This is a genomic window from Rhizobium sp. 21-4511-3d (assembly GCF_053522545.1).
The window spans coordinates 51,517-71,086 of the sequence record NZ_JBNWCF010000020.1 but is presented as its reverse complement, the minus strand read 5'-3'; the positions used below and the strand labels follow the sequence as shown (position 1 = coordinate 71,086).

Below are 19,570 nucleotides of genomic sequence, written 5' to 3'. Positions count from 1 at the left end.
GTTATTTCATGCATTCGTAAAAAACTGCGGAATCCACAGACGAACTTCTGGCGAACGCAATCTTGGTCCAATAGCGGACAAAACCAACGATCTGTCGTTTTTCCGAGAGTTTTGCCGCGTCGTGGCGGAACCTTGCACGCTCCTGCAAGTTTTGGTCGTTGGTCATGGGGAACCTAGAATGCAGCCTGCGAATTTCCGAGCAGAATTCCGTGAAGTCCTCCAGGAACTTACAGATCTTTCCGGCGACGCGCCGGTGACCGACAGGGTGCTTTGGACCGTCGAGTATCTGACACGCGGACCGATCTGGTATCACTTCAATGGCTACTGCCGCGACGGCATGCAGGTCTCTTCGGGAAGAGCCTTTCATACCTCCGATGGCTCGGTAGCCAACGACGAGGGCATCATGATGACCTTCCGTCTTCTCGATTTCCAATACAACGGGTTCATCGGCGCGTATGCCGGCGACCGGCGCCTTTCGACCCAGATAGCCTCGGAATTGCTGAAAGGATTCGAGCGGGTTCCCGAAATAGTAACCGTCACTATAGATCGCGAGAGAGGCCCCTCCGAGAGCGGAAGTACCACCTCTACGACGAACTTCGTCTATGTCGGCTTCGAGCGGCTGGAAGACGTCGATGACGTCGGCAGCGGGAAGCAGTTGGCGGCGAGCCCGTCTTTCCTATCCCGCTACTGGTGCAGGGACCGGATCAGCATTGTGGGACCGGTCGACGAATACTGGCGGCCGAAGCCGCTAAACGCCGACGGAGCGATTTAACGTCCGCCCTGGAACCTAGCCGGCCTCCCTTGGTTGGGGGTCTGTCGTCCGGCGCGGCTTCTTGCAAGGCCACTGCGATTCTCCGGCCGTGCTGGGCGGCGCCCACGGCTTACGGGATCGCGGTCCCTCGAGGAGCGGAGCGACAACATCAAACCGCCTGAAGCCGTCCGGTCCAGTCGGATGACCTGACTCTTGTTCCGGCGACCGCGATACGCGGTGCTGTCGCGGAACCCATTCCTCGCGAGCGGCGTTTCTCGGGCGCCGGAGGACACAATGCAGCATGAAGACTACGATTGGATCAGCAGACGGGCACATGAGATCTGGCGGGCGGAAGGCTGCCCCCATGGGCGCAACCAGGAGCATTGGTCGCAGGCCGTCGACAACTGGCGTGACAAGCAGCATGAGCTAGCTCCGCCAGCACCCACCGACCATGTCAGGCGAGTGATGGTGGTGGACGACGAGGCCCTTATCCGCTTCGCTACCGTCGAGGCTCTGGAAGACGCGGGGTTCGAGGTGTTTGAGGCGGGCAACGCCGACGAGGCGCTCGTTCTGCTTCGACGGTGCGAATTCGACGCGGTCTTCACGGACGTCAACATGCCGGGGACTACCGACGGGCTGGGCCTCATGGCGATCGTAAGAGCCCGATCACCTCGGACTCGGGTGATCGTGACGTCCGGTCACGTTCGCCTCGGCGCTTTCGATCTCGCCAGCGGAGTATCGTTCATTCCCAAGCCCTATGCGTATGACGCGGTCGTCGGGATGCTCAAAGGGCCTGGCGCGTAAACATTGTCACATACTGACGAGGCTACGCATGAAGTTCTTTTTTCATGTCAGGGACATCGAATCCTACGAAGAAGACCTCGAGGGGACCGAGCTTCCTTCGCTTTCGGCGGCGGTCGAGGAGGCTCGACAAGCCGCGCGCGAGATGGTCGCCGAGCTTGTACTTCAGGACGCCCTGGTGGACGGCCGCCGGTTCGAGATCGCCGACGAAAACGGCAATGTCCTAGAGCTAGTCGGCTTCAAAGATGTTGTGCGGATGGAGTAGTGTCCGACGCCGGACGCCATCGGAAATCGATCCGCATGTAGACCTGCGGACATCAATGATTCCCACGTCCAGGCAGGAGCGAGGTCGGAGATCGTCGTAGGCGGCATTTTAGCCTGGGTCGCCAAGACCGGGCGATGCGAAGGTCATCTCGAAGACCAGGCCATCCTCACGGTAGTCCGACCGCGTGAGAGCGCGGGCCTGCGCCGGGAAGGCGCGTTCGATCAGGATGCTTCCAAAGCCCCTGTGCGACGGCGCGGCGACGACAGGGCCGCCCGACTCCCGCCACCGGATCTCCACGCGTCGATCTTCCTCGCGCCAGTCAACGTCGACCCTGCCCTCCTCGCAGCTCAGGCTTCCGTATTTTGTGGCGTTGGTCGCCAGCTCATGAATTACCAGGGAAAGCGGGAGGGCGACGTCGGCAGGAAGTACGACTTCCGGCCCTTGCAAGGACATGCGCTCGTCCCCGTCGCCTACGTGCGCCCGTAGCGACGCGCACAGTACCTTCCTTATCGAGGAGGAACTACCTTCCCGAAGGAGGATGATGTCGTAGGTGTTGGCGAGGGCGGCAAGACGTTCGGAAAAGGAGCGATACTTGTCCGGCTCGCTTTTGGCGAAAGTCTGACGGGCTATAGCTTGGACCAGGGTGAAGCCGTTCTTCACCCGATGAGAGAGCTCGCGGTTCAGCAACGCGCGTTCATCGTTCGCGGCCTCGCTCTGCCTTCGGCGATTGTCGAGTTCGTCCAGCAGGGCGTCCAGCGATGCTCCGACGGCTCCCAGCTCGTCCCGTCCCTTCATGCGGGTCCTCGCATCGAGTTCGCCGCGGCGCCATCGCTCCAAGACGCCGGCGATGCGAGCGATTGGCGAGAGCAGAAATCGCTCTCCGATGAACATTGAGAGGATAAAGGCGATCGCTGCTCCCACCGCGATGCCGATCGAATTGTTGATGGTGGCCCGGTTGATTGGTGCGAAGGCCTCGTCCGTCGAGAATCCTGCGCTGACGTAGAGAGGACTGCCGGGAAGCGCGATGGGCCGATACCCCAACACCCGGCGCGTGCCGTCCTGGCTCCGAACTTCGAGAACGCCAGGTTCGCTCGAATGGATGAGATGCTGGTATTCATCGGGGATTACCGTCCCGACAAATCGTTCCGCGTAAGGCACCCGTGCCACGATCGTGCCGTTTCCGTCCGCGAGAGTGACCGCGTTCCCCCGAGCTATCCCTCGCTCTTCTATCCGGCTCTGCAGCCAGTCCAGACGGATGCCGGTCACGATCACGGCCTTCACTTGACCGTTCTCGACGAGCGGCATGGCGAGCGGCAGCACCGGCGTGCCGGCGATCCGGCTTTTGGTGAACGTTCCGACCACGAAGTCCTGCGTCCTGATAGCAGCCTGGAAGTAGTCGCGATCGGCAAATGTCGCTCCCGCGGGCACAGCCGCGCTTCCACACACCAGCGAACCTTCGGGCGTAAGGACGAAGATCGTTCGCACGTTCGGGACCTTCGACGCCAAGGATACGAGCGCGTCGTTGCACAGCGCGACGTCGCGATTCCTAACGGAGGGGATCGCCGTTATGGCAACGAGGAGCGACCGCGACCCCTCGACGATCCGCTCGACTTCAGAGCCTGCCTGACGTGCGGCCTGTGCCGCCTGAGCGCGCACTTCTTGACTGCGCTGCTGGCGCATAGCGAACTCGTTGTAGCCCATCATCGTCACGACCGGCGCAAGCGCCGCCATGGCCACGGCCACCAGCTTCAACCTCATCTTGCGTCCCCTCAGGCGTCATCTTACGACCGCACTGTTCCTGCCAGACCGGGCGGCAATCCACTTGCGGAACTCCAGCAGCCCATCAGTCTAGCCCCGCTCGACGTCCTTCAAGGCGCCAGCCAGTGCGCCGTCCAACTGCTGCTGCGAGAACGGCTTCGACAATTTCGAGCAGCGGACGTCGACGCCGCCGGGGAGTTCGGCATAGCCGGTTGCGAGAACTACGGGAACGGTCGGATAACGGTTTGCGACGTCACGAGAAAGCTCGGCGCCTGTCATATGTGGCATGGCATGATCCGTGACGACCACGTCGGGAAGCGGCCCCTGCTCCAGCAGCTTCAGGGCCTCCTTGGCAGAACTCGCGGTCGCGACGTCGTGACCAAGATCTTCCAGCATAAGAGCGGTGTTCATAAGGACGAGCGCGTCGTCGTCCACAGCGGCGACATATAGCTTCCGGTTCGTCCCGACGGGCTGCGTCTCGACCTGTCTTTGGAGTTGAACGGTCGTGTCGGCGGCGGGAATCCAGAGCTCCGCAATGGTCCCCCGACCCGGAGACGATCTGACCACGAGGCTGCCCCCCGACTGTGCCATGAGCCCGTGCACCATCGGGAGACCGAGACCCGTGCCTTTTCCGACGCCCTTCGTGGTGAAGAACGGGGTTACGGCCTTTTCAAGCGTTTCGGCGTCCATTCCCTCGCCCTCGTCCTTCACCGAGAGACAAACGAACGATCCGGCAGCCAGATCCTTTACCTGCCCTTCCCCAACACCTGGACTCTCGCGGCGACGGTGATCGTTCCGCCGTCCGGCATTGCATCCCTGGCATTGACGACGAGGTTCAGGAGAGCGCTTTCGAGCTGGTTCGCATCGGTTGAAACCTTTGGAAGTCCCAGTGAGAACGACGTGACGATCTCGATCGTCGGCCCTATGGACCGGCGAAGCAGTTCGGCCATCCCAGAAACAAGGGACGGGACATCGACAGGTTCGAGCAGCAAATCCTGTCTGCGCGAGAAAGCCAGCAGCCGCTGGGTGAGCGACGCGCCACGCTTCGCGCCGGCGATGGCGTTGTCGATGAGACTTTCGACGTCGGGCATCGCCGCGACGCGCTTCTTCGCGATTTCCAGGCTCCCAAGTACTGCCATCAGAAGATTGTTGAAATCGTGCGCGACGCCGCCGGTGAGCTGGCCGACGGCCTCCATCTTCTGCGCTTGGAAAAGCTCTTGCTGCGCCTTCTCCAAAGCTTCCTGAGCCTGCTTCTTCTCCGTGATGTCGCGCGTGACCTTCGCGAAGCCCAGGAGCTTTTCATCTTCGCTCCGGATCGCATCTACGATTACATTCGCCCAGAAGCGGGTCCCGTCCTTGCGAACACGCCAGCCTTCGCGCTCGAACCTTCCCTCCACCTCGGCGGTCGACAGCGCCGTCGCAGGGAGCCCTGCATTACGGTCTTCATCCGTATAGAAGCGCGAGAAGTGCTGCCCGATGATCTCGTCGGCGTCGTACCCCTTGATCCGCTGAGCGCCGACGTTCCAGCTCGCCACGTTTCCTTCGGGGTCGAGCATGTAGATCGCATAATCCGTCACTCCCTGCACCAGACGGCGAAACTGCTCCTCGCTACGCTTCAGCTCCTCCTGTGCGAGCTTGCGTTCCGAAAGATCACGCGTGATCTTGGCAAATCCAACGAGGCGGCCATCCCGGTCGCGTACGGCATCGATGACAACGTGCGCCCAGAAGCGGCCCCCGTCCTTCCGAACCCGCCAGCCTTCAGCTTCGAAGCGGCCCTCGCGCTCCGCGGTCGCCAGGGCCGTAGCGGGAATGCCCGCCGCCTTGTCCTCAGGCGTATAGAAGCGCGAGAAATGTTCGCCAAGGATTTCGCTCTCGGCATATCCCTTGAACCGCTGCGCGCCCGCATTCCAACTGCTGACGTGCCCGCCCGTGTCGAGGAGATATATCGCATAGTCCGTGATCGCATCGACAAGAAGACGGTAACGTCCTTCGATCGAGGCCGTCTGCAATGTTTCCACGTGAGCCGTCATCTCTCCCCCGAGAATTTCATTGAGCTGCTGCGAACTTAGAAAGACGGTTCGACCTGGGCAAGGTCGTCGTTTAGCCCTTTTTTCGTTCTCGCCGGATTACCGTGACCGAAAGAGGAGCGGGTTTGCAGTCCTTCCGGGGTCAGCCTGCACATGGGCGCGTAAGGCATCGGGCCGGGCTCGAGAACGACCAGCCCCGCCTCCCGCGCACGAATGACGGTCTTGAGGCCGACATGCAGGGGTGGCGGCTTGAACGTGTCTTCGGTCAGATGGGCCAGCAGCTTCGCAATCCGGTTTGTTGAACTCCGCATCCGCGGCTCCTTGCCGAAGAATCATCCCGTGTCAAGCTTCTGCATCATAGGCCGGGGCGCCGCGCCTGTTGAGGCCATGTCTTCGACCGTACAAAGCTCCGGGGGCGGCAGTTGCGAGTTTTGATGGACTCGCTATAGGCGAAACACAACGAGGAAGCAGCCATGGACAGACATGCAAAGATACGCGCCGCCAAGGAACATGTGGCGGCGAAGATCGGAGACATCATTGTCAAGAACTTCGACGCCGGCGGGCTCGCCCTCGAAACCGAAGGCACTTTCACGGCGCTTCTCGAAGCCTTCCGCGCCGTGGAAATTGCGGAGAAGTATGATACTGAGACCGAGCACGCGAAGGACTCGGAGGACTACAGGCAGGGAGTGCTTCGGAACGTCGAGTAACGTCGTCCGATCACCAGCAGACCGGCTTGACAAAATTTGCATCGGCCGTCTTGCAGACAACTCCCGGCGAAAATATCTGGACGTTCCAAGAGCCTTATGATCGCCCCTTGGCATTTGGTCCCGAGACCAGCTCACGGGCACCTAGCAATCCCCTTTCAAAGCATGACCTGCGCATTTGCATCGACGTCGTGAAGACGATCGCGCGAGAGCGGGGGCTTGCGAAGGATCCGGCGGCGGTCGCCGAGCTGATGACGGCGGTAGCGCACACGTTCAACAAGGGCCGTCGAACCTGTGACGAACTGGTGGCGGACAATGAGGTCCGACGCCAGCCGCGCGGGGAGTGTCCGGTAGATGATTTGCCGGACGCTCCCCATGGAGCCTTCGGACTGAGGGTCTCCGGACAGGTGCAAGAGCATGTCAGGAGCTTTTCACTAGAACCTTGTCGATGCGGATGCCCGAAGTCAGCCGATCAGCACGATCTTCTTCCCATCGTGGATCGATCTGACGACGCGGTCCTTCCCCAGCGCCTCCCATTCCGAAGGCGTATAAAGCGTAAGATCGATTTCCCACGAGATCGCATTCCGTATCGTTTCGATCGCAGTTGCCAGATCGAATACGTCGAGTCCGCCGACAATCACAAGGTCGATGTCGCTGTCGGGGCGGTCGTCCCCTCGCACGACCGATCCGTACAAAAACGCAAGCTCAACCCTGTCACGGAACAGCTCAAGTTCGCGAGAGACGACCGAGGCGAGCCCGAAGCTATTCATGCAGATAGATCGTAGTTCGCCGAAGATCGGACTGCGCGTGTTGACCGCGTAGAAGCTGGTTTCCGCGCCGGGTTTTCGTGACAACACTGCTCCGTTCGAGGCCCGAAAGAACGTTACGTCCGGCACCGACGCCCGCGCCGCTTATCGCTATCAGCTCGCTGGTACCATACTGGCGGCTGGGGTTCATCAGCAAGGGTGTAAGCATCTTCTGCTGCCGCACCGACAACATGAAATCCAGCAACGACCTAGCGAACCTCTTTCTGGATCGATCGAACCATTAGTTGGACTTCGAGTTTGAACCAATTTCCCACCGCAGCCTTAGAGCAGGCGACCGCCGAGGCCGCAGGCCGTGGCGCCATCCGAGCGGACCTTGTAGATAGCGAGCCTCTCGTGTCGGAGTACCGTGGATCGTTCCTACGTTCCTTGCGGCTCCGCCATAAGACTGAAGAGGACGACTATGTACTGCTTCTCGGTCTTGCGACCTCGCTGAAAGGCGGCCTCTTCCACCTGTTGGTTTCCGGATTCGAACTTTTCTTCGAGAAGCGCTCGGCCGTGCGGGTTGGCAGGTTGTACGAATGGTTCGACCACGTTGCCCGAGACAGGACATTTCCATCGAAATCACAGAAGGACGGAACTCGGGGGACGGTCCCAGTGACCCACGACGCGGCGGTTGACAAGCGGCCGCTGTTGTTACCGGAGGGACGAGGATTCGTCGCGGTCGTTCAGCGGCGCGCTAAACGGGCGCGCGCGACGAGAGCAGATGTCAGACCGGCAGCAGCGTCATCTCACCCGGCAAATCGAGCTTGGAGGAGGCGTTGCGAACGGACTGGGCATACCCTATCGCCTGCGCCACCAGCTCCGGCCGGTAGGGTTTCTGAAGAACGCCGATCGCCGAAGTGCTCTGCATGACTGCCTCCGGGTTTCCCGTTGCGAAGATGACGGTGACGCCAAGACGGTGGAGATGATCCGCGACGAGCGGTCCGGTCGCACCGTCGCTCAACCGGACATCGACAATGGCTATCTCGGCCTCGCCCGCCACCTCCTTCGCCTGCTTCAGGGATCCGACCGGACCCACGACATCATGGCCCAGGGAGAGAACGACGTCCTCAAGCTCCATGGCGATGAGGAACTCGTCCTCTACAATCAGTATGCGCATCGACAACTCCGACGGGCTTCCATGCCCGCCTTATCCAAGAGCCTCCTTAAATGAGCAAGCGGTACCGGAAATCAACCTTAACGGCGCGACGGTGCGGTGCCGTACGGAACAGGGAGGCACCAACGACAATTCGCGTCCGCGAAACCTTTCGACGGGACACGCGTTCTCGCGACCGAGGAGGTCGCCATGCCCACACAGATTGGTAACACGATCCTTTCGTCGCTTCCCCGCCGGGAGCTGATCGCGCTCGAGCCGCTCATCGAGCGGGTTCCGCTGGCTCAGGGGCGTGTCATCGAGGCGTCGCGAAAGGAGATCGAGAGCGTCTGGTTCATGGAGCAAGGGCTGGCGTCGATGTTCATCGAGGCCGACCGTTACAAGAGCGTCGAGGTCGGCATGGTGGGATACGAAGGATTGGTGGGAAGTTCGGTTCTCAATGGCGTCCGCAAGGCCCTAACGAAGACGATCATCCAGGTACCCGGCACCGCATGGCGGATCGATGCAGAAGACTTCGTTCAGATGCTGCCATCCTGTCCGCAGTTGGAGAATTCCTGCCGCGACTTCTACCAGAACCTCGTCTGGCAGATGGCCGGCACAGCCCTGTCCAATGCGCGCGGCCACATCGAACAGCGTCTCGCGCGATGGCTTCTCATGTGCCAGGACCGGATCGGCGGCGTTCACATCCGGATCACGCACGACTATCTCGCCGCAATGCTCGGCGTCCGGCGACCGGGCGTGACGAACGCGCTCCATACCCTGGAGGGCGAAGGATTCGTTCGCTCGACGAGGGTGAACATCGAAATCCTCGACCGACAGAGGCTCGAAGCGTTCGCGGGAAGCTTCTACGGCGAGGCCGAGAGAATGAGGCAGCATCGCACCACAACGGACGGCACACAAGCGAGACCGCAACAGGGAACCTTTGGCACCGTTCACAGTTAGCGCGGCCGTAGGAGGTCGCCAATGTCTCGATACTACTTCAACCTACGCCACTTAGATCGAGTGCTGCCGGACCCCGACGGATCGGAACTCGCATCGCTTGAAGACGCCCGCCTTGAGGCCGTTGAGGTTCTGTTGGATCTCGTGGCCAATAGCATCGCCGCTAGGTCGCGCGACATCCCTCTCGGCGTGGAGGTTGCCGACGACGATGGCGCGGTATTGCTCGCCATCAGCCTTCAAGACGTCCTGCCGCCGGCTCTGCAGCGGGCGTAAGGGGCCGTCGCCCTGTTGATGAGACTTTAGAAGACCTGTTACGTGCCGAAGTTATTGGATGACCTTGTCCAGCGCCTCTTTCAACTGTTCCAGGCCGTGCGGCTTTGTTAGCAGCGCTGCCCGGGAGGAGTCTGCAAGTTCCGGCCCGGCATCCATACCCGTCGCGAATACGATTCCGATTTGCGGCCACCGCAGCCTCACCTCCCGGCAGAAGTCTTCGCCGGACATGCCCGGAAGCCCGAGGTCCGACACCAGGACATCGATGCCTCCGTTCTCCAACAGCGGGAAAGCATCTTCCGCCGATCCGGTCTCGACCACCTCGCAGCCGAGCTCCGTCAGCATGTCAGCCTCGGACATCCGGATGAGGTCGTTGTCTTCCACCAGAAGGACCCGCCGCTTTCTGTTGGCGATCTCCGAGGTGGCAGTTGCCGTTACCGCCGCGTCCGAAGCAGCCCCGTTGTCGCCGCTGCCTACACCCTCAGGACGCCTGAGGCCAGCCCTCATCTGCTTCGTATTGTTGAGGACGTGGCGGATCTTTCGAGCCATCGCATCTCGGGTGTAAGGCTTCGACAGGAGTTCGACGCCGACGTCGAGCTTGCCCCCGTGAACGATCGAATTCTCCGTGTAGCCTGACGTGAAGAGTACGCCCAGTTCCGGCATGCGTTTTCGCGCTTGGCGGGCCATTTCCGCAGACTTCAAGGGGCCGGGCATGACGACGTCGGTGAACAAGAGGTCTGAGGAAGTCGCAGTCGGACGCCTACTCCATTTCGTCGCGGCAAACAGCGCCGGCCAGCAATCTCTGGCAGGCGGCCGGCACGCTGCAGACCTTGGTGACCAGCCGCGGCGCTAAAAGCGGCCGACCAAGTTTGGAAGCAGACGGCATCTTTATATCGGCTCCGAACGCTTTCACCTTCTTCGTGGGCCAGCATCGAGATTCGATGGGGGTGCCGTGGACGGTAGCCCCATTCAGGACAGATCGAAATGGAACTGAAGCCGCAACGAGTTTCTTCGCGAGATCCGGACAACCAAGAGGCAAGGAAGACCGGGTTCAACACGCTCCGCTCGCGTCTGCAGGCGGATGAGACGCTGAGCCCGATCGTGATCGCAACCTTCCTTCCGGGAAGCGGACGTTCGACCGCCATTCGTCCGACGGGCGAGAGAACCGGGACGTGGACGTTGTTCGGCGGGAGAAGTACTTGCATCGCTAGTGGAAGATGGCGTACTCTTCATTATCAGGATCAACGCCGGGATCGCGCTTCAGGATTGGCATCAAGATCCGACTTGACCTTTTCGGTTCCATTCGATCTAAGCGTCTTAACTTGCGGACGCCCTCATTCGACATGATGGCCCGAGCTGTCGTTTTCCCACATGGCGTAGAAGGAAGCATTCCATGTCCGTTATGTTGCGGAACAACGTAAAGGTACGCGGCGACGGCCCGCGGACAATAGTATTTGCCCATGGCTTCGGCTGTGATCAAAACATGTGGCGGTACGTGGTGCCGCATTTCGAGAAGCACTACTCGGTCGTGACCTTTGATCATGTGGGCGCCGGCGGCTCTGACCTCTCCGCCTACAGCTTCGAGAAGTACGGCACGCTCGACGGTTACGCATCCGACATCATCGAAATTGGCCAGGAACTGGTTCTGTCGGACGCCATCTTCGTCGGGCATTCCGTCAGCGCCATGATGGGGGTCCTCGCTTCCATACGAGCACCAGGGATGTTCTCCAAGCTCGTCCTAGTCGGCCCCTCGCCGCGATATGTCAACGACGGCGACTATGTCGGCGGGTTTACCAGCGAACAGGTTGTCGAGCTACTGGAGTTTCTCGACAGCAACCACATGGGCTGGTCACAAGCGATGGCGCCGACGATCATGGGCAACGCGGACAGACCCGAGCTGGCCGAAGAACTCACAAACAGCTTCTGCAAGACGGATCCCGAGATCGCCAAGCATTTTGCCCGCGTGACTTTCACGTCGGACAATCGGGCGGATCTGGACAAGGTGACGGTGCCTTCCCTGATCCTGCAGTGTGCGGAAGACGTCATAGCGCCGGAAGCCGTCGGCCACTACCTTCACGGGCGCCTTCCCGACAGCCGGCTCATGTTGATGAAGGCGACGGGCCATTGTCCGAACCTCAGCCATCCGCAGGAGACGGTCGCGTCGATACGCAGCTTCCTCGATGCATGAGGTTGCGGGCGACGCAAATGTTCCGGCCGAGCTCGACGATCTCCTCGATCTGTTCGAGAACGCGCCCTGCGGCTATATCTCCGCCTCTCCCGACGGCCGGATCGGACGCGCGAACAAGACGCTGGCCTCCTGGCTCGGCACCTCGCCCGAGAAGATCGTCGGTCGCCGGTTTATCGACTTCCTGACCATTCCCGGCAAGATCTACTTTGAGACCCACTTCGCCCCATTGATCACCATGCAGGGCGTCTTCAACGAGGTTGCGCTCGACATGGTGAAGGCGGACGGGAGCCGTCTACCGACCCTGGTCAACGCCGTCGCCAGGAGGGACGAGAACGGCGGCGTTGAATTTATCAGGATCACCATCTTCAACGCGAGCGATCGCAGACGCTACGAACAGGAGCTGCTGGATGCACGCGCCGCCGCCCGGCGTGCGGCGGACGAGTTGAAGGAGCTGAATGCCACCCTCGAGGAACGGATCGCGTTTGCGGTTCAGGAAAAGACCGCCGCCGAGAGCGCTCTGCACCAGGCCCAGAAGATCGAGGCTCTCGGCCATCTGACTGGAGGGGTAGCGCACGACTTCAACAACATGCTGGCGGTAGTCATGGGCGGCCTCAACATGGCTCAGCGCCGGATCGCACGCGGCAACATCGAGGACGTTCCCAAGCTGCTAGCGGCGGCCATGGACGGTGCGACAAGAGCGGCCACCCTCACCCAGCGGCTTCTTGCTTTCTCGAGGCAGCAGCCCCTGTCCCCGGAGCCGGTGGACGCGAACAAGCTTGTGGCCAACATGGCCGAGATCCTGAACTCCACGCTCGGCGAGATCATCGAGAAGGAGACGGTGCTTGCTGCCGGTCTGTGGCGCACGAAGGCGGACGCCAATCAACTCGAGAATGCGGTACTTAATCTTGCGGTCAACGCGCGGGACGCCATGCCCGAGGGAGGCAAGCTCACCATCGAGACGGCCAATACCCACATCGACGATGCCTATGCGGCCCAGAACGAGATGGCACCCGGCCAGTACGTTATGATTGCGGTAACTGACACCGGGACAGGCATGCCCCCTGAGATCATCAAGAAGGCGATCGATCCGTTCTTCACCACCAAGCCGGTGGGTAAGGGCACAGGTCTCGGCCTCAGCCAGGTCTTCGGGTTCGCCAAGCAGTCCGGCGGCCACTTCAAGATCTACTCCGAGGTCGGCCTGGGCACCACGATGAAGATCTACCTCCCGCGCGACTATGGTACCGAGGAAGTGAGCGAGCGCGTCCGGAACGACAGTCTCCCCCATTCCCGAGGCAACGAAGTCGTTCTTTTAGTTGAAGATGACGCAAGCGTGCGGGAGGTCCACAGCCGGATGCTGGAAGAACTGAAGTACCAGGTCATAGCCGTCGATGGCCCGGTTGCGGCACTCGAGCAGTTAGAGCAGCACGCGGACATCACGCTGTTGTTTACGGACATTGTGATGGCGACGATGAACGGACGAAAGCTCGCCGACCAGGCACGCATCAAGCGTCCCGACCTCCCGGTAGTTTTCACCACCGGCTATACCCGCAATGCAGTCGTTCACAACGGCGTGCTAGACGCAGGGGTCGTCTTCCTTCAAAAGCCGACCACGCTCGGGGACTTGGCGAGGAAGATCCGTGAGGCGATCGATCAGTACCGCTCAAAGTAGGTGGTGCAGCGGAGCCGTCGCCCCGTCCTGACCCTTCGCCACACGCGCGAGGTCGTTTGACTAAGCGCCATGCAAGACGGACCAAGCTGATGCGCCGACCTGCAGGTCAGATCAGGCCTTTTCCATGCTTCGCTAACGGCGGGGAAGCTTTATCTGCGGCCGCGCAAGCGCCATTGCTCCAGCCGTCCGTCCGCGGCGCCCCGTTACGAACCAAGAAGGACTTGGCGCTCGACCGCGAATGCCGCGAGCTCCTTGCGGTCGATAATTCCCTGTGGAATGCTGCGGACGGGCAAACGCGAGTTTCTGGAAGCTTCATCGTTGAAGTTGAAGATGGCCTTCGCGAAAGACGCCTTATAAAAAACCCCGCAGCGACTGCGAGGCTTTCTGTCCTTGGTGCGAACGAATTACAGCCGGTTGACGCGATACCGGTCGCGCTCTCCAGCAATCTGCTCGTCGGTGTAGGGATCGGCCGTCTCGTCGAAACGGGTCCAGCCCTGCTCGGCATAGCGCGCCCGACGGTCTGCGACGTCCACTCGCGGCGAGCTGTTCAGGATCGCGTCGGCGGAAGCGCGGTGTTCATCTTCCACACGGGCGGTCACGAGAGTGCCGCCGCGACGAACGCCCTCGGCATAGAGGTGCGCGTCCTCTTCCGGCACGCCGGATTCGACCATCGCTCCGACGATTCCGCCGACGGCGCCGCCTGCGACAGCGCCTGCGGCCGCTCCAGCCGCCGTGGCAGCAAGCCAACCCGCGGCGACTACCGGGCCGACGCCGGGAATGGCAAGGAGACCGAGCCCGGTCAGGAGACCGCCTGCGCCACCTGCAAGGGCACCGATGCCGGCGCCGGTGCCAGCACCTTCACCCGCACGGTTCCCCTGTCCTTCGACGTCGACGCCGTTGGCCTTGTTGGTGACGATGCTGATGTCGTCCGAGGGCACGCCGGCGTCTTCGAGCGCTTTTACGGCCGCCTTTGCGTCGTCGTAGCTGTCATAAAGTCCGGTGATCGTGGTTTTCATGGGATTCCTCCGTTGTCGATATTTACTTGGCGAGAGTGACGTTGCCCTGGAAGTCAAGCGAGACGTTCACGGGCTTGCCGTCCTTGGACGCCGTGGCCCGCCAGACGCCCTGGTCGTCGAGCTTCAGTCCGGCCACGTCGGCGTAGCCGGCCTCTTCGATACGGGACTTCGCCTGATCCTCGGTGAAACTGTTCTTGCCCGCGACTGGGGCGCCGGGGTTCTGTTCCGTGTTCATGGCAGGCGTCGTCTGCGAGGTGCTCGGAGTCTGACTCTGCGCGAGCGCGCCAGAGGCGGCAAGAAGCAGGCCTGCAGTTAGAAGGGTAAATTTCTTCATTGGTGTCTCCTCTTGTTGGTGCATGGGAAACACCCGAAAAATCTATTAGTTCCAACTATTTGTGATATGCGGCTCGCCCTTCTCGAGGGCGTGAGGAAAGTGGTCGCCGAACGGACGCAGAAGTGTAGGGCGACAATCTGGATGAGATCACGCGTCTCATCTTGATTGTCGCGCTGCATAGCAGAGCTGGTCACTAAAACTTTTCAACGTTCGCGCACCGTCCGGGCTCGTCAAACGATTCCGAAGTCTGTAGCAATACTCTCCGGAGCCAATGATTATGCGCCTGTACGAACTAGGGCGACGCCGCCTTGCCATGCGACTGCCAGATGTGCGTGACAGCATCATGCGCGAGGATCGGTCATGGCAGCTCGAGTTGTTCGAAGCCTACCAACTTGCCGTCGAGTTCCGTGACGTCCTCAGGCTGGATCCGTCTTGCCAGGAGTTGTTCGAGGAGTACGAGAAGACCTGTCTCGACCTAGAGCGAGACGTCGACCGGGTCATGCGGGAGACGACGAACAGAGCGTGCGGCAAGGCGCGCCAATCCGACAATCCGACGGTCCTCGACGAGGCACGAAGGGTTCACGCCACTCGCGGCTGCGGCCGGCTACGCCGAAGCATCTTCGAGATGATCATGAAAGCGCAGGGGACCGTCGCAGGGCTCGTACAGCACGTTTTCTGATGCTTTCAACGCCCGTCTTTTTGAGCGGTTCGCCAGACTCTGGCTCGACACCGTGATTAAGCCCAATGTCGAGCACACGGGCGCGGTGACGAGGGGAGTATCACGCGCTCACCTCCAAAAGGAATCCAGCCCTCCGCTGCAGTTCCGCGGTCACCGCGCCTATATCGTAAGGCTTGCCATAGAAGGCGCACCCGGCCGGGAGTTCGTTTTCCTGGGGTCGTCGCATGTTGAGACAACGACAATTTTGATGGGTGGCCACCGTTCGCGAGTAATGGCCGCAGGCCTCAGGCCGTTCGCACTTCCGGGCATATCGACATCGGTCATGAGGATTTGGATGTTCGGGCGAGCCTCGGGAAGCAGGAGTGCCTCGTCGGCATTGGCTGCTTCAAGCGTATCCAATCCGGCGTCCTGCGCCACGTCGACCGCCAGCATTCGCACAAGACGTTCGTCTTCGATGATCAGAATTAAGTTACGCATTCCGCCTCGCGCCGCCCACCGTAGCCCCATGAACTTCGCCGGCCCGCTCCGGTTCCCGCAGGTCGAAGCTCATTTCGAAACATAGGCCTTCAGGACGGAAAAGAGACTTGCTGACGGCGTTTGCCTGCGACGGAAAGGCGCGCTCGATGAGAACGCTTCCGAAACCCTTCCTGGTGGGCGGGACCACCGGCGGGCCGCCCGCCTCCCGCCAACAGAGGTCGATGCGCCCGTCGATTTCGGTCCAGTCGATGGCGACCGAACCACCTTCGACATGAAGGCTTCCATACTTCGTCGCATTCGTCGCCAGTTCATGCAGAACAAGGGACAGCGGCAGGGCTAGATCGGGTAGAAGCGGAACATCCGGCCCCGAGACCGAAATCCGCCGCGCTTCGGACAAATGTGCACGAAGGGCGGCCGCGACGACGTCCTTCATGGAGGAAGCGGCGCCCTCCCTCGACAGGAGGAGATCGTACGTGCCCGCCAGTGCCGTAAGACGTTCCGAAAAGGATTGATAGCGCTCCGGGTCGGCTCGGCCGAAGGTCTGCCGGGCAATGGCCTGCACGAGAGCGAAGCCGTTCTTCACCCTGTGGGCAAGTTCCCGGACGAGCAGCGACTTCTCCTCGACGGCCGCCTCGTTTTGAAGCCTCCTGCAATCCAGTTGGTCGAGCAGGCTGTCCAGGGCGGCGCCAACCGCGTGCAGTTCGTCAATAGGATTCATCTGTGTGCGGGCGTCGCCGTCGCCGGACTTCCAGCGTTCCATGACGTCGGCGATGCGCGATATCGGGACAAGCAGGAAGCGATTGCCGATGAACAATGCGAGGATGAGGGAGACGGCTGCGCCGGCCGCGATACCGAGGGCGTTGATGATCGTCGACCTGTTGATCGGCGCGAAGGCGTCAGCAACGGATATGCGCCCGCGCTGACGTATATGGGACTACCCGGTTCCGCGATCGGACGGTAACCCAGTAGACGCTCGGTGCCGTCCTGGCTTTTCACCTCGATCACCCCCGGCCGGTCAGCGTGGATCAGCTTCTGGTATTCGTCGGGGATGACCGTGCCGACGAACTGCTCTGGGAGTGGTACGCGGGCAATGATCGTCCCATCGCTATCGGCGAGCGTAACCGCGTTTCCAGGCACCACTCCGCGCTCGGTGATCCGGTTCTGCAGCCAGTCGAGCCTTATTCCGCTGACGACGACTGCCGCAACGGCGCCGCCTTCGATGAGAGGCATCGCCATCGGAAGGACCGCAGTACCCGTGATACGGCTCTTCGTGTATCTTCCGACAACGAAGTCCTTCGTATCAATGGCCTTCTTGAAGTAGTCGCGATCGCCGAACGCGACACCGGCAGGAATACCTACGCTTCCGCAGACCGGGCTGCCGTCGGGGCGGAGAACGAAGATCGTGCCGACGTTCGGGACGTTTTCCGCAAGCGACTTGAGGGCCTCGTCACAGTTCCGCCCGTCCAGATGCCGAACAGCGGGCATCGAGGTTACAGCCACCATCAGGGAGCGGACGCCTTCCACGATGCGCTCGACTTCGGACGAAGCCTGGCGGGCTGCCTGAGAAGCCTGCGCTGTGACCTCGGACATCCGTGCCTGACGTGTAGCGACTTCGTTGTACGCGAGTATCGCGATAACAGGCGCAAGCGCCGCCACGGCGACCGCTACAAGCTTCAATCTCATACCGCCCTCCCTCAAGCCCGTAACAGCGTTATAAAGCACGGCTTCGCGGCGGAGAGAAGCAGCGAAAAGGGCGCTTCTCGACATCATGTCGGAGCGCCCTTGATCGGACGGATCGGTCTCGATGAGACCGCCGCCCGGCAATGCTAGAGAAAATCGATTCGATCGGAGCTGCAAGCCCCCTCCGGGCGTGAGCCCCCTTTGGTGAAACTCTGCTAGCATCTGTTCGTTTCCCGCGAAAGACGAGACGCTGCAATGAGATACTTCTTTCATACCCGGTCGGAAGACGGGGACGAGGACGACGTGGATGGGATCGAACTTCCGTCGGTCGAGGTGGCGCTGAGCGAAGCTAGAAGGTCGGTGCGCGAGATCGTGGCCGAACGCGTCCTTCATCAGGAACGTATCGACCACATGAGATTTGAAATCGCGGACGATCATGGACGCGTTCTCGGGACGGTCTTCTTCCGCGAGGTGGTCGACCTCGACTAGGATTTTAGAAGCACCGCCCGCCCTGACAGGCTTCCGCCAGCGCCCGCGACAACTGCGCCTGGCTGAACGGCTTCGACAGGCGGACGACACCGCCGAGATCGCCGACGCCTTCCGGAAGCTCCGCGTACCCTGTGGCGAGAATGATTGGGAGCGTCGGGTATCGCGCTTGGATTTCCTGACAGAGCCGCGCTCCCGTCATGTTCGGCATAGCATGATCGGTGATCACCACGTCCGGGAGGACCCCGGTCTGGAGCACGGCCAGAGCCTCCTCGCCCGAAGACGCCTGGATGGTCTCCATTCCCAGGTCTTCGAGCAGGAGAACCGTGTTCATGAGAACGAGGGCGTCGTCGTCGACCGCGAGAACGGTCAGCGCCGTCGGAGCGGGGTCTAGTGGCACTTCAGGCGCCGTCGGAGCAGTGGTCTCCACCTCGCCCTTAACGGCGACGGGAAGCCATAGTTCGGCGGTCGTTCCCTCGCCGACGATGGACCTCAGAACAAGTTCGCCGCCGGACTGGGCCATCAGGCCGTGCACCATGGGAAGGCCGAGACCCGTTCCCTTGCCGACGCCCTTCGTCGTAAAGAACGGAGTTGTCGCGTTCGCCAGCGTCTCCGGGTCCATCCCCTCGCCTCGATCGCGGACCGAAAGACACACGTACTCGCCGGGCGGCAGCGTGTGGCGCCTCCCAGGGGTAACAGTTTCCAGCGCGGCGGCGATGGTGATTTCGCCGCCGTCCGGCATGGCGTCGCGGGCGTTGACGACGAGGTTGAGAAGCGCGCTCTCAAGCTGATTGGAATCGGTGCGAACCTTTGGAAGGTCGGCCGCGAAGCTGGTGTTGATCAAGACCTCCGGACCGATTGTGCGGCGCATCAGCTCCGTCATACCACCGACGAGCTCGGCCACATCGACCGGGACGAGCTGAAGCTCCTGGCGGCGGGAAAACGCAAGGAGCCGCTGCGTCAGCGTTGCGCCGCGCTGCGCGCCTTGAATGGCATTGTCGATGAGGTCCTTCACGTCCTCCCGAACCGCCCGCTTCCTGGCGATTTGGAGGCTTCCGAGTATGGCCGTCAGGAGATTGTTGAAGTCGTGCGCGAGCCCTCCCGTGAGCTGTCCGACGGCCTCCATCTTTTGGGCCTGGAAGATCGCTTCCTGCGCGGCCCGCTTCTCGCTGATGTCGCGCGTGATCTTCGCGAAGCCGATCAGGTCTCCCTGGGCGTTCCGGATCGGGTCGATGATGACGTTCGCCCAGAAGCGGGAGCCGTCCTTGCGAAGCCGCCACCCTTCGCGTTCGAATCGCCCTTCCCTTGCAGCCGCATTCAAGGCGCGCGCCGGAAGGTCTTCGGCCCGATCCTCCTCCGTGTAGAAGGTCGAGAAATGACGTCCGACGATCTCCTGCTCGGTGTACCCTTTCAGACGCTCGGCGCCTGGGTTCCAGCTCGTGATCCGACCTTCCGGGTCGAGCATGTAGATCGCGTAGTCGGTAATGGCCTCGATGAGGATCCGATACCGCGCCTCGTCGGTAGCATTGTTTGTCTCGTCGTCCATGTCGCCCCCGATATCGAACCGTCAGCAAGATGACGCCTACCCACTAGCTCGAAGCTAATC

The 19,570-nt window shown here is 61.3% G+C and carries 20 protein-coding genes and 2 pseudogenes; 10 read left to right on the top strand and 12 right to left on the bottom strand.

Annotation, left to right across the window (positions count from 1 at the left end; genetic code table 11):
- Positions 1-178: 178 nt before the first annotated feature.
- The 3 genes from ACQZ5H_RS30070 (at position 179) to ACQZ5H_RS30060 (ending at position 1,817) form a co-directional block, all read left to right on the top strand.
- The gene (locus ACQZ5H_RS30070) at positions 179-772 is read left to right on the top strand and encodes a hypothetical protein (protein ID WP_449099922.1); all 594 of its coding nucleotides are present in this window, start codon (positions 179-181) and stop codon (positions 770-772) included.
- A gap of 273 nt (positions 773-1,045) precedes the next feature.
- A complete protein-coding gene (locus ACQZ5H_RS30065) occupies positions 1,046-1,555 on the top strand; it encodes a response regulator (protein WP_449099921.1) in 510 nt (169 codons plus the stop codon).
- Between the two features lie 28 nt (positions 1,556-1,583).
- Positions 1,584-1,817 (top strand): DUF6894 family protein, encoded by a 234-nt coding sequence (locus ACQZ5H_RS30060; protein ID WP_449099920.1) that lies wholly within the window; start codon positions 1,584-1,586, stop codon positions 1,815-1,817.
- A 108-nt stretch (positions 1,818-1,925) separates the two neighbouring features.
- On the opposite strand, the gene ACQZ5H_RS30055 is transcribed toward ACQZ5H_RS30060, so the two are convergent.
- From ACQZ5H_RS30055 to ACQZ5H_RS30045, 3 genes and pseudogenes are all read right to left on the bottom strand, one after another.
- Positions 1,926-3,575 (bottom strand): cache domain-containing protein, encoded by a 1,650-nt coding sequence (locus tag ACQZ5H_RS30055; protein WP_449099919.1) that lies wholly within the window; start codon positions 3,573-3,575, stop codon positions 1,926-1,928.
- A 90-nt stretch (positions 3,576-3,665) separates the two neighbouring features.
- Positions 3,666-5,605: pseudogene (locus tag ACQZ5H_RS30050) on the bottom strand (hybrid sensor histidine kinase/response regulator).
- Between the two features lie 35 nt (positions 5,606-5,640).
- Complete coding sequence (locus tag ACQZ5H_RS30045) at positions 5,641-5,913, bottom strand: hypothetical protein (protein ID WP_449099918.1); 273 nt, start codon at positions 5,911-5,913, stop codon at positions 5,641-5,643.
- 162 nt (positions 5,914-6,075) lie between these two features.
- On the opposite strand from ACQZ5H_RS30045, the gene ACQZ5H_RS30040 reads away from it, so the two are divergent.
- Positions 6,076-6,309 (top strand): hypothetical protein, encoded by a 234-nt coding sequence (locus tag ACQZ5H_RS30040; protein WP_449099917.1) that lies wholly within the window; start codon positions 6,076-6,078, stop codon positions 6,307-6,309.
- A 155-nt stretch (positions 6,310-6,464) separates the two neighbouring features.
- On the opposite strand, the gene ACQZ5H_RS30035 is transcribed toward ACQZ5H_RS30040, so the two are convergent.
- From ACQZ5H_RS30035 to ACQZ5H_RS30025, 3 genes are all read right to left on the bottom strand, one after another.
- Entirely contained in the window at positions 6,465-6,683 is a 219-nt protein-coding gene (locus tag ACQZ5H_RS30035) for a hypothetical protein (RefSeq protein ID WP_449099916.1), read from the bottom strand.
- Between the two features lie 87 nt (positions 6,684-6,770).
- Positions 6,771-7,160: a nucleotidyltransferase domain-containing protein gene (locus ACQZ5H_RS30030; protein ID WP_449099915.1), complete on the bottom strand. Its 390-nt coding sequence runs from the start codon at positions 7,158-7,160 to the stop codon at positions 6,771-6,773.
- Positions 7,161-7,839: 679 nt separating this feature from the next.
- Complete coding sequence (locus ACQZ5H_RS30025; protein ID WP_449099914.1) at positions 7,840-8,232, bottom strand: response regulator; 393 nt, start codon at positions 8,230-8,232, stop codon at positions 7,840-7,842.
- A gap of 186 nt (positions 8,233-8,418) precedes the next feature.
- On the opposite strand from ACQZ5H_RS30025, the gene ACQZ5H_RS30020 reads away from it, so the two are divergent.
- Both ACQZ5H_RS30020 and ACQZ5H_RS30015 read left to right on the top strand, forming a co-directional pair.
- Positions 8,419-9,168, top strand: coding sequence for a Crp/Fnr family transcriptional regulator (locus ACQZ5H_RS30020; RefSeq protein ID WP_449099913.1), 750 nt, complete (start codon positions 8,419-8,421; stop codon positions 9,166-9,168).
- Positions 9,169-9,189: 21 nt separating this feature from the next.
- Complete coding sequence (locus ACQZ5H_RS30015; protein WP_449099912.1) at positions 9,190-9,438, top strand: DUF6894 family protein; 249 nt, start codon at positions 9,190-9,192, stop codon at positions 9,436-9,438.
- A 51-nt stretch (positions 9,439-9,489) separates the two neighbouring features.
- On the opposite strand, the gene ACQZ5H_RS30010 is transcribed toward ACQZ5H_RS30015, so the two are convergent.
- Positions 9,490-10,167: a response regulator gene (locus tag ACQZ5H_RS30010; protein ID WP_449099911.1), complete on the bottom strand. Its 678-nt coding sequence runs from the start codon at positions 10,165-10,167 to the stop codon at positions 9,490-9,492.
- 661 nt (positions 10,168-10,828) lie between these two features.
- Between ACQZ5H_RS30010 and ACQZ5H_RS30005 the strand changes: the two genes are divergently transcribed.
- Complete coding sequence (locus tag ACQZ5H_RS30005) at positions 10,829-11,623, top strand: alpha/beta fold hydrolase (protein ID WP_449099910.1); 795 nt, start codon at positions 10,829-10,831, stop codon at positions 11,621-11,623.
- Positions 11,616-13,292, top strand: coding sequence for an ATP-binding protein (locus ACQZ5H_RS30000; RefSeq protein WP_449099909.1), 1,677 nt, complete (start codon positions 11,616-11,618; stop codon positions 13,290-13,292). The genes ACQZ5H_RS30005 and ACQZ5H_RS30000 overlap by 8 nt, the downstream gene beginning before the upstream one ends.
- Before the next feature lie 404 nt (positions 13,293-13,696).
- Here ACQZ5H_RS30000 and ACQZ5H_RS29995 read toward each other — a convergent pair whose 3' ends face one another.
- Together ACQZ5H_RS29995 and ACQZ5H_RS29990 are read right to left on the bottom strand one after the other, a co-directional pair.
- Positions 13,697-14,308, bottom strand: coding sequence for a general stress protein (locus tag ACQZ5H_RS29995; protein WP_449099908.1), 612 nt, complete (start codon positions 14,306-14,308; stop codon positions 13,697-13,699).
- A 22-nt stretch (positions 14,309-14,330) separates the two neighbouring features.
- On the bottom strand, positions 14,331-14,642 hold the full coding sequence (locus tag ACQZ5H_RS29990; protein ID WP_449099907.1) for a PepSY domain-containing protein: 312 nt from the start codon (positions 14,640-14,642) through the stop codon (positions 14,331-14,333).
- 277 nt (positions 14,643-14,919) lie between these two features.
- On the opposite strand from ACQZ5H_RS29990, the gene ACQZ5H_RS29985 reads away from it, so the two are divergent.
- Positions 14,920-15,321, top strand: coding sequence for a hypothetical protein (locus ACQZ5H_RS29985; RefSeq protein ID WP_449099906.1), 402 nt, complete (start codon positions 14,920-14,922; stop codon positions 15,319-15,321).
- A gap of 159 nt (positions 15,322-15,480) precedes the next feature.
- On the opposite strand, the gene ACQZ5H_RS29980 is transcribed toward ACQZ5H_RS29985, so the two are convergent.
- Positions 15,481-15,798: a response regulator gene (locus tag ACQZ5H_RS29980; protein WP_449099905.1), complete on the bottom strand. Its 318-nt coding sequence runs from the start codon at positions 15,796-15,798 to the stop codon at positions 15,481-15,483.
- Positions 15,791-17,481, bottom strand: a pseudogene (locus ACQZ5H_RS29975) (sensor histidine kinase). Before ACQZ5H_RS29975 ends, ACQZ5H_RS29980 begins: the two are co-directional and overlap by 8 nt.
- 252 nt (positions 17,482-17,733) lie before the next feature.
- On the opposite strand from ACQZ5H_RS29975, the gene ACQZ5H_RS29970 reads away from it, so the two are divergent.
- Positions 17,734-17,967, top strand: coding sequence for a DUF6894 family protein (locus ACQZ5H_RS29970; protein WP_449099904.1), 234 nt, complete (start codon positions 17,734-17,736; stop codon positions 17,965-17,967).
- Positions 17,968-17,971: 4 nt separating this feature from the next.
- Here the strand turns inward: ACQZ5H_RS29970 and ACQZ5H_RS29965 are convergent, their stop codons facing one another.
- A complete protein-coding gene (locus ACQZ5H_RS29965; protein WP_449099903.1) occupies positions 17,972-19,510 on the bottom strand; it encodes a PAS domain S-box protein in 1,539 nt (512 codons plus the stop codon).
- Positions 19,511-19,570: the final 60 nt, after the last annotated feature.